Here is a 12454-nt window from a genome sequence, read left to right as displayed (position 1 = left end):
GGCGTATCCTACAGAGCGTTCACGGAATGGCCGCCATCCACCACCAGCGCGGCGCCCGTCATATGGGCGCCGGCCGGGGAGGCCAGCAGCAGGAGCGGGCCGGTCAGGTCGTCGGGCTGGCCGAGGCGGCGCTGCGGCACCCGCTTCACCACTGCCTGGCCGGCGTCCGAGGCAAAGAATTCGCGGTTGATCGGCGTCTCGACATAGCCGGGGCAGAGCGCATTCACCCGGATGCCGTACCGCGCCCATTCGACGGCGAGCTGCCGCGTCATCTGCACCAGCCCCGCCTTGGAGGCCGTGTATCCAACGACGCCCTGGAGGATGCGCAGTCCGCCGATCGAGGCGATGTTGATGATGGCCCCGCCGCGCTTCGCCGCCACCAGCCGCCGCCCCGCCTCGGTCGCCACCAGGAAGCAGCCGCGGAGGTTGACCTCCACCACGCTGTCCCAATCCTCGGCCGTTTGCTGCAGGGCCGGCTTGGAGACGGCGATGCCGGCATTGTTCACGACGATATCGGGCGCCTGGCCAAAAGCCGCCTCTGCGGCATCGAAGGCCGCGGCGACGCTCTCCGGCCGCGCCACGTCGAGCGGCACCGCCACGGCGCCCGTGCCCAGCTCCGCCGCCAGCGTCTCCAGCGCCTCCACCCGCCGCGCCGCCAGCACCACCCGCGCGCCCGCGCCATGCAGCACCCGGGCGAAATGCGCCCCGAGCGCGCCCGATGCCCCGGTGACCAAGGCCACCGAGCCTGCCAGCCCGAACAGCCGTCCTGGATCGACCATCCCGTTCCTCCCGCTTGGCCGCACTTGACCACCGGGGCGGGCCAGGGGGCAAGCCTGTGGGCAAGCCTGGGCCGCCGGATGGGTCAGCGCAACGACCCGGCGACCTCCGCCTCGATCGCGGCCAGCAGCCGCACCGGGAAATGGCGCGGGATGCCCTGGCCGATCAGCACGATCCGCGTCCGGCGGTCGCCGCCCGGCCAGCGCTCCAGCCAGTCGGGCGGGTGCACCACATGCTGGATGGCATGCACCACCATCGGCCGCGCCGGCTCCTCCGCCAGCGCCACCAGCCCCTTCAGCCGCAGCAGCCTTGCCCCGCAATGCTCCGCCAGCGCCTGCATCCAGAGCGTCAGGGCAAGGGCCGGGACGGGCGCCTCCCGCTCGATGACGATGCTGCCGAGCCCGGCGCTGTGCCGCGCCTCGGGTCCCGGCAGCGGGATCGGGCTGCCGGGCGCGAAGAGCCAGCCGGGCTCCACCGCCCCATGCGCCGCCGCGCGCAGCGGCGCGTCCGGGTTGATCCCCGCCAGCACCGCGCCGAGCGCCGCCGCATCCCCGAGATCGGGCTTGGTGACGAGGATGCGGTCGGCCAGCATCGCCTGCCGCCGCGCCTCCGGGTGGCGGTCGAGCGCCGCCGCGCCGTGCAGCGCATCGACCAGCGTGACCACCGCGCAAAGCCGGTGCGTCTCCGCCACTGCCGCATCGGTCATCAGCGCGTGCAGGATCGGCGCCGGGTCGGCAAGGCCCGAGGTCTCGATCAGCACGCGCCGGTAGGCCGGCAGCTCCCCCGACGCCCGCCGCCGCGCGAGATCCATCAGCGTCGCGGTGAGGTCGGTGCGCACCACGCAGCAGAGGCAGCCGGTCGAGACATTGACCAGCACCTCCTCGCTCGCCGCCAACAGCTCATGGTCGAGCGGCACCTCGCCGAACTCGTTGACGATGACGGCGCTGTCCGCCCAGGCCGGGTCGGCCAGCACGCGCCGCAGCAGCGTCGTCTTGCCGGCACCGAGAAAGCCGGTGACGACGGAGACGGGGATCATGAACCCGCCACGCGGAGCCGCCGCGCCTCGCCCTCGCCGGCGCCGACCGCATTCCGCAGCCCCCGCAGCAGGCCGGTGACGGAGGTGCAGGGCCGCCGCTGCCCCGGCCGCTCGATCCACCAGCGGATCGGCAGGTCCTCCGCCGCCGCCGGCAGCACGCGGAGGCCGAACCCCTCCAGCGCCACGCCGCCCTCGATGACGGCAACGCGCCGCGGTGGCCCCTCGGGCACCTCCCACAAGGCCAGCGCATCCGCCACCAGGTCGCGCAGCTCGGGCGGCGTCACAGCGCCGCGCCGGCCCTGATCTCCTCCGGGATCGCACGCGAGACCCACTGCCCGCCGCGGTCGTCGCCGCACCAGCGGTCGCCCTCGACGACGATCTTCCCGCGCAGGATGGTCATCGCCGGCCAGGCATCCACCTGCCGCCCCTCCCAGGGGCTGTAGTCGCTCTCGTGCATGGCCTCGGCCCGCACCTCGCGCCGCAGCGCCGGGTCGAGGATGCAGATATCCGCATCCGCCCCCGGCGCGATGGCGCCCTTCCGCGGATACATGCCCATGATCCGCGCCGCATTGGTCGAGACCGCATCGACGAACTGCCGCAGGCTGAAGCCGCGCTTGCCGACCATCTCGGAGTACATCACCGCGACGCGCGGCTCGACGCCGGAATTGCCGCCCGTGGTGTCGTCGATCCGCCGGCCCTGCGTCTTGACCGCCAGCGAGCAGCAGAGCTCGTCGGTGGCGACGCAGTTGATCGTCCCGTCCATCGCCCCGCGCCACAGCTCGTCCTGGTCCGCCTGAGACTTGAGGGAGGGATAGGTGTGGTACATCTGCCCGTTCGGCCGCTTGTAGTCATCCGAGGTGTAGAGCATGTACTGGTGCAGGCTCTCGCCATAGGCAGGCTGGTTGCGCGCCCTGGCCTCGCGGATCGCCCGCACGCCATCGGCGGCCGAGACATGCAGCATGTAGAGCGCCGTCCCCGGCACCCGCTCGGCCAGCCGCAGCACGCGGCGGAAGGAGAGGTCCTCCGACAGCGTGTTGTGCACCTCCGCCATGTTCTCGAAGCCGGCGCGCCCCTCGCGGAACAGCTTGGCGTACATGTGCATGACGATGTCGTTGTCCTCAGCATGGATCACGCCGAGCCCGCCCTTCCGCGCCAGCACCTGGAACACCTCCCAGATGTCGCCGAAATCCACCATCCGCCCCTTGCGGCTCGGCGTGATGTCGGTGGTGAAGATCTTCACCGTCGGGTGCCCCGCCTCGATCGCCTCGGCGAGCTGCGCGGGCACCTCCGGCGGCAGGTCGCCCTCCACCATCGTGTGCAGCGCCCAGTCGCAGGCGCAGCCATCCGCCCGCCAATCGGCCATGCGCGCCTCGATGGCGCCCTGCACCGTCTGGCCATGCGTCCAGCGGGTGAAGTCGATGATGGTGGTCGTGCCGCCGAAGAGCGCGGCGCGGCCGACGACCGAGGGCCCCTGGGTCAGCGTCGGTGTGCCGTCCGGCACCACCACGGGCCAGAGGCAGTGGGTATGCGGGTCGATCCCGCCCGGCATGACGATCTGGCCGGTGGCATCCACGCGCCGGGCGCCGACCGGCAGGGGGAAGCTGCCGCGCTCCGCCACCGCCACCACGCGCCCGCCGCCGATCGCCACATCCGCCGGGCCGATCGCATGCGGCGTGACGACGCAATCCCCGCTGATGACCAGATCGACCATGCCCCACCCTCCCGATGCCGGCGCCATGCTGCCGCCGGCGGGAGGTGGCCGCAAGCTAGCCCGCCAACGCCCGGCCGAAGGCGGCGGCCCAACGTTCCGCGAAGCGCGGCACCACATCCGGGTTGATGATGCGCGGCGGCAGGCGCCCCTCCGCCGCGTCGGCGAAGGCCAGCGCCGCGATGCGGGTGATGTTCGCCCGGCTCTCCTGCGTGACGCCGGCGGTATGCTGCGTGACGATCACGTTGCCCATCTGCAGCAGCGGATGCGTGGGCGGCGGCGGCTCCTGCGCCCAGACATCGAGTCCGGCAGCGGCGATATGCCCGCTCGCCAGGGCCTCGGCCAGTGCCGGCTCGTCATGGATATGCCCGCGCGCGGTGGTGACGAAGATGGCGCCGCGCCTCATCCGCGCGAAGCTCGCGGCGCTCATCATGCCGCGGCTCTCCGGCGCGAGCGGCAGGTGCAGGCTGACCACGTCGCTCCCGGCCAGCAGCTCATCCATCTCCACCTTCCGCGCGCCGCGCGCGGCGATGGCGTCGGCGTCGAGATAGGGGTCGCAGGCCAGCACCGGGCAGCCGAAGGCCAGCCGCACGATCTCGGCCACGCGCGTCCCGACATGGCCGATGCCGACCAGCCCGACGGTCCGCCCGCGCAGCTCCCGCCCCATCAGCGCCTCACGGCTCTGCGCCTGCCCGGCCCGCATCGCCGCCTGCGCCTCCGGCATGCGCTTCAGCAGGGCGAGCATCATGCCGACCGCATGCTCCGCCACGCCCTCCGCATTGCCGCCGGCCTGGTTCACCAGCAGCACGCCGGCGGCGGTGCAGGCGGCGGGGTCCACCGTGTCGTAGCCCGCGCCGGTGCTGCCGACCATCAGCAGCCGCGGCAGCTCGGCCAGCAGGGCAGGGGTGACGTGGAAGGGCCGCGGCAGCTCGTCCCGCGAGGCCATGCAGTAGTAGCCGTCCACCTCGCGCAGCGCCGCCAGCACCGCGCCCTCCGGCTGGTCGAGCGGGATGCGCACCACCTCGAGCGCCGCGCACTGCGCCGCCGTGTCGAGAAAGGCCTGGTGCGGCAGGTGGGAGAGGTAGCCGACACGAAAGCGGCGCATGGCGTTTCCCTGGATGTTGCTTGCCCCGGTTGTATCCCCCGCCGCTCCGGGCGAAAACCCGCCCCCTGACATTTCAGGGGCCGGGCGCATGACATTCGGGATGACCATCGTCGTGCTGGGCGGCGCGCTCGCCGGCTTCATCCAGGGCGTCTCGGGCTTCGCCTTCGGCCTCGTCGCCATGGCCTTCTGGTCCTGGGCGCTGGAGCCCGCCATCGCCGGCCCGCTGGTCGTTTTCTGCTCGCTGATCGGCCAGGCGATGGGGATGCGCTCGCTGACGCTCTCGGCGGTGCCGCGGGCCATCCCCTTCATCCTGGGCGGGCTGCCCGGCGTGCCGGTCGGCGTGCTGCTGCTGCCGATGATCGACCCGCGCCTCTTCCAGGCCGGGCTCGGCGCCCTGCTGCTGATCTGGTGCCCGGCCATGCTGCTGGCGGCGCAGCTGCCGCGCGTCACAGCCGGGGGGAGGCTGGCGGATGGGCTGGCCGGCTTCCTCGGCGGGGTGATGGGCGGCATCGGCGGGCTGCCGGGCCCGATCCCGACCCTCTGGTGCGTGCTGCGCGGCTGGGACCGGGCGACGCAGCGCAGCGTCTTCCAGCTCGTCTTCCTCAGCATGCACACGACGACGATGGCCGGCTACCTGCTGACCGGCACCGTCTCCGCCCGCGCCGCCTGGCTCTTCCCGGTGATGCTGCCGATCGTCATCGCCACGGCGCTGATGGGGGCGGCGGCCTATCGCCGCCTCGGCGATATCGGCTTCCAGCGCGTGGTGCTGGCGCTGCTGGCGGCCTCGGGCGTGGCGCTGCTGGCGGGCAGCCTGCCGAAGCTGCTCTAGCCGGGTATCGCCACCGCCCCCTGCATCAGCCGCCGCTGGGTGCGGAACATCACCGCGCTCTCCGCATGCCAGCCCTCCGGCCGCCGCTCCACCTCGGCGCCCACCGTCAGCAGGCCGGAGGGATGCGCCACCCGGGTCTCCTCCGGCCGCCCGCCCCGCGCGGCCAGCCCATGCGGGATGCTGCCCTCCACCCGGCAGGCAACGGCGAGGCCCAGCGCCCCGGTCATCGGCACCGCCCGGTGCGGCCGCTCCATCGATAGCATCCGCACCGTCACGTCATGTCCGGACGGATCGAGAACCTCCCCGTCCAGCGTCCGCGCGGCCAGCGGGCCGGCGACGAGGGCGATGCGCGGCGCCGCCAGCCCCACCCCCTCGGGCGTCGCGGCCAGCCCCATGGCAACGCCCGCGACGCGGCGGATGCGGTCGAGCAGCGCCATCATCTCGCCCTGCGCCTCGATCGCCTCCGGGCCCTCGCCGCCGGTCAGCCCGACATCCCGCGCATCGATGAAGGCCGCCGGGTTGCCGGCATCGATCAGCGTCGCCCGCAGCGAGCCGAAGCCCGGCACCTCCAGCGCATCGGCCACCCGCCCGGTCGGCAGCAGCCCCGCGGTCTGCGTCCCGCCCGGCGCCAGGAAGTCGAGGCGAATCCGCGCCCCCGTCCCGGCGACGCCGGCGATGGCGAAGTCGCCCCGCACCTCCGCCTTGCCGTCCCGCACCGGGAAGCGGGCATGGATGATCTTCCGCGTGTTCACCTGGTGGATGCGCACCAGCGCCTCGCCATCGGCCACGCGCACCAAGCCTTCATCGACGGCGAAGGGCCCGACGGCCGAGGACAGGTTGCCGCAATTGCCCTTCCAGTCCACCACCGGCCGGTCCACCGCGACCTGGGCGAAGGTGTAGTCCACATCCGCCTCGGGGTGCGTCGGCGGCCCGATGATGACGGCCTTCGACAGCGAGGAGATCCCGCCTCCCATCCCGTCCAGTTGCCGCCCATAGGGATCCGGGCTGCCGAGCACCGAGAGCAGGATCGGGTCGATCTCCGCCCGATCCGCCGGCAGGTCCCGCGCATGGAAGAACACGCCCTTCGAGGAGCCGCCGCGGATGAAGACCGCCGGTATGAAAACCTGTGTCATTGCGCGCCTCCGGCACGACGGCTCACGCCGCCACCCTCCCTTCGAGCACCCGCCACACCTTCTCCGGCGTCACCGGCATGTCGATATGCCCGACCCCCAGCGCATCGCAGACCGCCGAGACGATGGCCGGCGGCGCCCCGCAGGAGCCGCCTTCGCCCGCCCCCTTCACACCGAGGTCGTTGTTAGGGCAGGGCACCACATGGAAGCCGAGGGTGAAATCCGGCGCGTCGGCGGCGCGCGGCATGCAGTAGTCCTGGAAGCTTGCGCTCAGGAACTGCCCGCTCTCCCGGTCATAGACCGCATGCTCCAGCAGCGCCTGGCCGATGCCGCTCATGATCCCGCCATGCGACTGGCCGTGCACCAGCATCGGGTTGATGACATTGCCAACGTCGTCGACGGCGGCATAGCGCACCAGCGAGACCTGCCCGGTCTCCTCGTCGATCTCCACCTCGGCGACATGGCAGCCATTGGGGAAATTGCATTCGGTGTTGCGGGTATAAAGCAGCTGCTCGTCGAGCCCCGGCGTCTCCCCCGCCGGCGGCGTCTGGGCGAGCTGGTAGACCCGGTCCCAGCCAACTTGCAGATCGGTCCCCGCCACGCGGAAGACGCCCCGCTCGAACTCCACGTCATCCACCGCCGCCTCCAGCAGATGCGCCGCCAGCCGGCGCCCCTTGGCGATCACCAGCTCCGAGGCGCGGGAGATGGCAACGCCACCCATCTGCGAGCTGCGCGACCCGCCCGTGCCGTTGCCCTTCTCCACCACATCGGTGTCGCCCTGCACCAGCCGGACCTTGTCGAACCCGACGCCGAGCTTCTCATGCAGCACCTGGGCATAGGCCGTCTCATGCCCCTGGCCATGGCTGAAGGTGCCGACGGTGACGGAGACGGTGCCGTCGCGCTCGAAGCGCACCCGGGCCCATTCGCTCGGCTGCCCGCCCGAGGCCTCGATGAAGTAGCCGAGCCCGATGCCGCGCCGCTTGCCCTGCGCCCGTGCCTCCGCCCGCCGCGCCGGGAATCCGTCCCAGTCCGCCAGCGCCAGCGCCCTGGCCTGTGTCTCCGCGAAGAGCCCGCTGTCGATTGCATTGCCGACGACATTCACATAGGGGATCTGCTCCGGCCGGATATAATTCCGCCGCCGGATCTCCTCCCGCCCGATCCCCAGCTCCGCCGCGCCGAGATCGAGCAGCCGTTCCAGCACATAGGCCTGTTCCGGCCGTCCCGCGCCACGATAGGCATCCGTCGGCGAGGTGTTGGTGAAGACGCAGCTCACCTGCGCGTTCAGCGCCTGGATGTCATAGACCGTGCCCATGATCCGCCCGCCCGCGACGGTCGGCACGCGCGGCCCGAAATCCTGCAGATAGGCCCCCATGGCGGCGAAGGTGCGGATGGTGACGCCGGTGATCCTGCCCTCCGCATCGAAGCCCATGCGCGCCCGCGTCACATGGTCCCGCCCATGCGGGTCGCAGAGGAAGGTCTCGCTGCGGTCGCTGGTCCACTTCACCGGCCGGCCCGTGCGTCGCGCAGCCCAGAGCACCATCCCGCTTTCCGGATGGATCTTGCCCCGCAGCCCGAAGCCGCCGCCGACATCGGGCGAGACGACCCGCAGCTTCTCCTTCGGCACCTTCAGGATCAGCCGCGCCAGCCCCTCCTGCACCCGCATCACACCCTGGGTCGGCGAATGCAGCGTGTACTGCCCCGTCGCCGCCTCATACTCGCCGAGCGCGACGCGCGGCTCCATCGGGTTGCCGACAAGGCGGTTGTTCACCAGCTCCACCGAGACCGTCCGCGCGGCGGCGGCCAGGCCCGCCTCGGCCTCCGCCTCCCGCCCGCTGTCCCAGAGCACGCAGAGATTGCTGCCATTCTCCTCCCAGAGCAGTGGCGTATCGGGGTCGAGCGCCGCCGCCGTATCGGTGACGCTCGGCAGGATCTCGTACTCCACCTCGATCAACTCGGCCGCGTCCTGCGCCATGGCCCGCGTCTCGGCCACCACCAGCGCCACCGGGTCGCCGACGAAGCGCACCTTCTCGGTCTGCAGGATCTCCCGCGGCGTCGAGAACAGCTTGGTGCCGCCCTTGCCCGGCACCTCGACCATCACCGGGAAATGCCCGATGCCGTCCTTCGCCGCATCCAGCCCCGTCAGCACCGTCACCACGCCCGGCGCCGAGAGCGCCTCAACCGTATCGATCGAGAGGATGCGCGCATGGGCATGGGGCGAGCGCAGCACATAGGCATGGGCCTGGCCGGGCCGGCCGATGTCATCGGTATAGGTGCCCCGGCCGGTCAGCAGCCGCACATCCTCCTTGCGCCGCACCGGCTGGCCGATCCCGAATTTATCCATGGCGCTGCCCTCCGCTTGGCCCAAGCAAAGCGGCCTGCCGCCCCTCTGTCGAGAGGGGGGTAGCGCCGGGCGCCGATCCGGGGCACCAATCGGTCAAGGGAGAACGTCCATGCCCAGCCTGCAATTCCCGCTCCGGGACACGCCCGCCGAGGCGCCCGCCCTCCGCGCCGAGCTTCGCGCCTTCCTCGCCGAGGCCGGGCGCGACTGGCCGCCCATGGTCCCCGCCTATTCCTGGATGGGCTTCGACCGCGAATTCTCCCGCGAGGTCGGCAAGCGGGGCTGGATCGGCATGACTTGGCCGAAAGCCTATGGGGGCGGCGAGCGCACCGCCCTCGAGCGCTACGTGGTGCTGGAGGAGATGCTCGCCGTCGGCGCCCCGGTCGGCGCCCACTGGATCGGCGACCGCCAGTCCGGCCCCCTCATCCTCCGCCTCGGCACCGAGGAGCAGCGCCGCGAATTCCTCCCCCGCATCGTCCGCGGCGAGCTGGCCTTCGCCATCGGCCTCTCCGAGCCCGATAGCGGCTCCGACCTGGCCAGCCTCCGTACCCGGGCCGAGAAGGTCCCCGGCGGCTGGAAGGTCAACGGCCGCAAGGTCTGGACCAGCAGCGCCCATCGCTGCGACTTCATGATCGCGCTCCTCCGCACCGCCCCGGCGCCGGACCCCAAGGCGAAGCACCAGGGCCTCAGCCAGTTCCTGGTCGATCTCCGCTCCTCCGGCCTCTCCATCCGGCCGATCCTCGACCTGGTGGGTCAGGACGGCTTCAACGAGATCACCTTCGACGACGTCTTCGTCCCCGACTCGATGCTGGTCGGCCAGGAGGGCAATGGCTGGGAACAGGCGACGGCCGAGCTCGCCTTCGAGCGCGCCGGGCCGGAACGCTACCTCTCCTCGCTTCCGCTGCTGGTCGAGGCGCTCGACGACCTCCGTGCCGAGCCCGCCGCGCCGGAGGCGGTCGGCCGGCTCCTCGCCCGCGCCGCCACCCTCCGCCAGATGTCCTTCTCCGTCGCCGGCATGCTGCAGGAGGGCCACACCCCCGCTCGCGAGGCGGCCCTGGTGAAGGATGCCGGCAACGACTTCGAGCAGGCCCTGCCGGAGACCATCCGGGGCCTGGTCGACCCGGCCCGCACGCCGCCGCAGGTGCTGGAGATGCTCGGCCTGATGACCATGGTCGCCCGCAGCTACAGCCTGCGCGGCGGCACACGTGAAATCCTGCGCGGCATCATCGCGCGCCAGCTGGGGCTCCGTTGAGATGAGCGAGATGCGCGACATCCTGGTCGAGCAGGTCGACCGCCTCCTGGCCAGCCGGTCGGAGCCCGCCACCCTCCGCGCCGCCGAGTCCGGCACCTGGCCTGAGGCGCTCTGGGACGAGGCGGAGGCGCTGGGCCTGCCGCTCGCCCTCGTCCCTGAGCAGCAAGGCGGCGTCGGCCTCGGCTGGGGCGATGCCGTGGCGCTCTGGCAGGCGATGGGCCGCCATGCCGCGCCCATCCCGCTCGGCGAGAGCATGGCCGCCGCCGCCCTGCTGGCCGGTGCCGGCATCACGCCGCCCACCGGCTTCATCGGCCTCGGCCTGCCCGGCGAGCCGGTGGCCTGGGGTCGCCGCGCCGGCCATCTGGTCCTGGCGCCGGGCGGCGAGGTCACGCTCCATGCCCCCGCCGACTGGCAGCAGGGCAGGGGCCTCATCGCCCGCGAGCCGGCCGACCGGCCGGTCCTCGCCGCCCCGCTCGCCGAGGGCCAGCTGCCCGCCGCCTATGGCCCCGATGCCGCCCTGCTCGCCGGCGCTCTGCTGAACGCCGCCCGCATCGCCGGCGCGCTGGAGGCGGTGCTCGACATGACGGTTGACTACGCCAATACCCGCAAGCAGTTCGGCCGCGCCATCGGCGGCTTCCAGGCCGTGCAGCAGCTCCTGGCCCGCTGCGCCGGGGAGGTCGCGGCCGCCGGCGTCGCCGTCGCCAATGCCGGCCGCGCCGCCGACCGCCATGGCCTGGGCGGGGCGGAGTTCGAGATCGCCGCGGCCAAGGTCGTGACTGGCGAGGCGGGTGGCACCGGCGCCGAGATCGTCCATCAGGTCCATGCCGCCATCGGCTTCACCGACGAGCACCCGCTGCACCTTTTCACCCGGCGCATCTGGGGCTGGCGCGACGGCGCCGGGCCGGAACGCCTCTGGGCCCGCCGCATCGGCGACGCCGCGCTCGCCCGCGGCGGCGACCGGCTCTGGGCCGACCTGACCAGCCGCGACGAGGACGCCATCGCATGACCGACTACGTGACCTATGAGCAGGACGGCCCGATCGTCACCCTGACGCTCAACGCGCCGGAGAAGCGCAACGCCATCTCCACCTTCGACGATTGCGATGACGTCGTCGCCGCCGTCCACCGCATCAACCGCGACCGCTCCGTTCGCGCCGTGATCCTCACCGGCGCCGGCACCGCCTTCTGCGCCGGCGGCGACCTCAAGGCCATGCGCGACCGCAAGGGCATCCTCGAGGGCAGCCATGCCGATGTCCGCGAGAACTACCGCCGCGGCGTCCAGGCCATGGCCAACGCCCTCTACGACTGCGACGCCCCCACCATCGCCGCGGTGAACGGCCCCGCCATCGGCCTCGGCCTCGACGTCGCCTGCATGTGCGACATCCGCATCGCCTCCGAGAAGGCGAGCTTCGCCGAAAGCTTCGTCAAGGTCGGCATCGTCCCCGGCGATGGCGGGGCGTGGCTCCTGCCCCGCGTCGTCGGCATGTCCGTCGCCGCCGAGATGAGCTTCACCGGCGACCTGCTGAGCCCGCAGGAAGCGAAGGAGGTCCGCCTCGTCTCCAGGGTCGTCCCGCATGAGGAGCTGATGGCCGCCGCCGGCGCGCTCGCCGCCCGTATCGCCGCCAATCCGCCCGAGATGGTGCGCATGACCAAGAAGCTGCTGCGCGAGGGCCAGCACACCCGCCTCTCGACGCTGCTCGAGATGTCCGCCGCCTTCCAGGCCCTGGCGCATACGACCGAGGACCACAAGGAAGCGGTCAACGCCATGCTGGAGAAGCGCAAGCCCACCTTCACCGGCCGGTAGCCGCCTCCGCCATGGCCGGGCCCCGAGGCCCGGCCGTCACGCCTTCGGCTCTTCCTCTGGCAGCCCCTTCGGCAGCCGCACCGCCCGGTCGAGCAGGTCGAAGCTCTCGCCCTGCAGCCGCTCCATCAGCGCGGCGATCTCCTCCGCCGTCTCGAGGCCGAGCCGCCGGGCCTGTTCCAGCATGGCGAGCATCGCCGCCGCCTGCTCCGGGGCCGCCTCCGCTGCCGCCAGCCGGCGCGCCGCCGCCGTCATCTGCTCCAGGGTCCGCTGGGCCGCCGCCGCCTGTTGCGCTGCGGCACTCTGCAGCCAGCCCAGCGCCAGCCGGTTCGCCGCCGTCATCACCTCCAGCGCATGCCGCTGCAGCGCGACCAGATCCGGCGGCTCGGCCGGGACCAGGGGCTGAAGGCCCCGCCGTGATGCATCCATGGACCACCCCCGCTGTCGTTCTACTCCCGTTCAGGTTGAGCTTGCCGGAA

The 12454-nt window shown here is 72.5% G+C and carries 12 protein-coding genes; 4 read left to right on the top strand and 8 right to left on the bottom strand.

What is annotated here, in order from left to right:
- Positions 1 to 8 precede the first annotated feature (8 nt).
- From BLR02_RS04880 to BLR02_RS04860, 5 genes are all read right to left on the bottom strand, one after another.
- A complete protein-coding gene (locus BLR02_RS04880) occupies positions 9 to 779 on the bottom strand; it encodes an SDR family NAD(P)-dependent oxidoreductase (RefSeq protein WP_090660980.1) in 771 nt (256 codons plus the stop codon).
- 83 nt (positions 780 to 862) lie between these two features.
- Positions 863 to 1813 carry a CobW family GTP-binding protein gene (locus BLR02_RS04875; protein ID WP_090660978.1) on the bottom strand — a complete coding sequence of 317 codons (951 nt, stop codon included), beginning with the start codon at positions 1811 to 1813 and terminating at the stop codon, positions 863 to 865.
- The gene (locus BLR02_RS04870) at positions 1810 to 2097 is read right to left on the bottom strand and encodes a hypothetical protein (protein WP_090660975.1); all 288 of its coding nucleotides are present in this window, start codon (positions 2095 to 2097) and stop codon (positions 1810 to 1812) included. Before BLR02_RS04870 ends, BLR02_RS04875 begins: the two co-directional genes overlap by 4 nt.
- Complete coding sequence (locus tag BLR02_RS04865; RefSeq protein WP_176849373.1) at positions 2094 to 3524, bottom strand: amidohydrolase family protein; 1431 nt, start codon at positions 3522 to 3524, stop codon at positions 2094 to 2096. Before BLR02_RS04865 ends, BLR02_RS04870 begins: the two co-directional genes overlap by 4 nt.
- Positions 3525 to 3579: 55 nt before the next feature.
- Positions 3580 to 4626 carry a hydroxyacid dehydrogenase gene (locus BLR02_RS04860; protein WP_090660972.1) on the bottom strand — a complete coding sequence of 349 codons (1047 nt, stop codon included), beginning with the start codon at positions 4624 to 4626 and terminating at the stop codon, positions 3580 to 3582.
- An 88-nt stretch (positions 4627 to 4714) separates the two neighbouring features.
- On the opposite strand from BLR02_RS04860, the gene BLR02_RS04855 reads away from it, so the two are divergent.
- Positions 4715 to 5455: a sulfite exporter TauE/SafE family protein gene (locus BLR02_RS04855; protein WP_090562287.1), complete on the top strand. Its 741-nt coding sequence runs from the start codon at positions 4715 to 4717 to the stop codon at positions 5453 to 5455.
- Here BLR02_RS04855 and BLR02_RS04850 read toward each other — a convergent pair.
- Both BLR02_RS04850 and BLR02_RS04845 read right to left on the bottom strand, forming a co-directional pair.
- Positions 5452 to 6588 (bottom strand): 2-methylaconitate cis-trans isomerase PrpF family protein, encoded by a 1137-nt coding sequence (locus BLR02_RS04850; RefSeq protein WP_090660970.1) that lies wholly within the window; start codon positions 6586 to 6588, stop codon positions 5452 to 5454. The genes BLR02_RS04855 and BLR02_RS04850 overlap by 4 nt on opposite strands.
- A 22-nt stretch (positions 6589 to 6610) precedes the next feature.
- Positions 6611 to 8926, bottom strand: coding sequence for a xanthine dehydrogenase family protein molybdopterin-binding subunit (locus tag BLR02_RS04845; protein WP_090660964.1), 2316 nt, complete (start codon positions 8924 to 8926; stop codon positions 6611 to 6613).
- A gap of 109 nt (positions 8927 to 9035) precedes the next feature.
- Here BLR02_RS04845 and BLR02_RS04840 point away from each other — a divergent pair, with 109 nt between their 5' ends.
- Genes BLR02_RS04840 through BLR02_RS04830 form a run of 3 tightly spaced genes read left to right on the top strand, consistent with a single transcriptional unit; the run spans position 9036 to position 11978 of the window.
- Positions 9036 to 10175, top strand: coding sequence for an acyl-CoA dehydrogenase family protein (locus BLR02_RS04840; protein ID WP_090660961.1), 1140 nt, complete (start codon positions 9036 to 9038; stop codon positions 10173 to 10175).
- Between the two features lies 1 nt (position 10176).
- Complete coding sequence (locus BLR02_RS04835; protein WP_090660959.1) at positions 10177 to 11181, top strand: acyl-CoA dehydrogenase family protein; 1005 nt, start codon at positions 10177 to 10179, stop codon at positions 11179 to 11181.
- The gene (locus BLR02_RS04830; RefSeq protein WP_090660956.1) at positions 11178 to 11978 is read left to right on the top strand and encodes a crotonase/enoyl-CoA hydratase family protein; all 801 of its coding nucleotides are present in this window, start codon (positions 11178 to 11180) and stop codon (positions 11976 to 11978) included. The genes BLR02_RS04835 and BLR02_RS04830 overlap by 4 nt, the downstream gene beginning before the upstream one ends.
- A gap of 36 nt (positions 11979 to 12014) precedes the next feature.
- Here BLR02_RS04830 and BLR02_RS04825 read toward each other — a convergent pair whose 3' ends face one another.
- On the bottom strand, positions 12015 to 12404 hold the full coding sequence (locus tag BLR02_RS04825; protein ID WP_090660953.1) for a phasin family protein: 390 nt from the start codon (positions 12402 to 12404) through the stop codon (positions 12015 to 12017).
- Positions 12405 to 12454 lie beyond the last annotated feature (50 nt).

It is taken from the genome of Belnapia rosea, assembly GCF_900101615.1.
In the GTDB taxonomy this organism is placed as follows: domain Bacteria; phylum Pseudomonadota; class Alphaproteobacteria; order Acetobacterales; family Acetobacteraceae; genus Belnapia; species Belnapia rosea.
The sequence above is the reverse complement of the archived record's forward strand: the minus strand, read 5'-3'. Positions and strand labels throughout refer to the sequence as shown.

Coding starts and splice junctions, on each gene's coding strand:
- BLR02_RS04880 (WP_090660980.1), bottom strand. CDS start 779: ATGGTCGATCCAGGACGGCTGTTCGGGCTGGCAGGCTCGGTGGCCTTG.
- BLR02_RS04875 (WP_090660978.1), bottom strand. CDS start 1,813: ATGATCCCCGTCTCCGTCGTCACCGGCTTTCTCGGTGCCGGCAAGACG.
- BLR02_RS04865 (WP_176849373.1), bottom strand. CDS start 3,524: ATGGTCGATCTGGTCATCAGCGGGGATTGCGTCGTCACGCCGCATGCG.
- BLR02_RS04860 (WP_090660972.1), bottom strand. CDS start 4,626: ATGCGCCGCTTTCGTGTCGGCTACCTCTCCCACCTGCCGCACCAGGCC.
- BLR02_RS04855 (WP_090562287.1), top strand. CDS start 4,715: ATGACATTCGGGATGACCATCGTCGTGCTGGGCGGCGCGCTCGCCGGC.
- BLR02_RS04850 (WP_090660970.1), bottom strand. CDS start 6,588: ATGACACAGGTTTTCATACCGGCGGTCTTCATCCGCGGCGGCTCCTCG.
- BLR02_RS04845 (WP_090660964.1), bottom strand. CDS start 8,926: ATGGATAAATTCGGGATCGGCCAGCCGGTGCGGCGCAAGGAGGATGTG.
- BLR02_RS04840 (WP_090660961.1), top strand. CDS start 9,036: ATGCCCAGCCTGCAATTCCCGCTCCGGGACACGCCCGCCGAGGCGCCC.
- BLR02_RS04835 (WP_090660959.1), top strand. CDS start 10,177: ATGAGCGAGATGCGCGACATCCTGGTCGAGCAGGTCGACCGCCTCCTG.
- BLR02_RS04830 (WP_090660956.1), top strand. CDS start 11,178: ATGACCGACTACGTGACCTATGAGCAGGACGGCCCGATCGTCACCCTG.
- BLR02_RS04825 (WP_090660953.1), bottom strand. CDS start 12,404: ATGGATGCATCACGGCGGGGCCTTCAGCCCCTGGTCCCGGCCGAGCCG.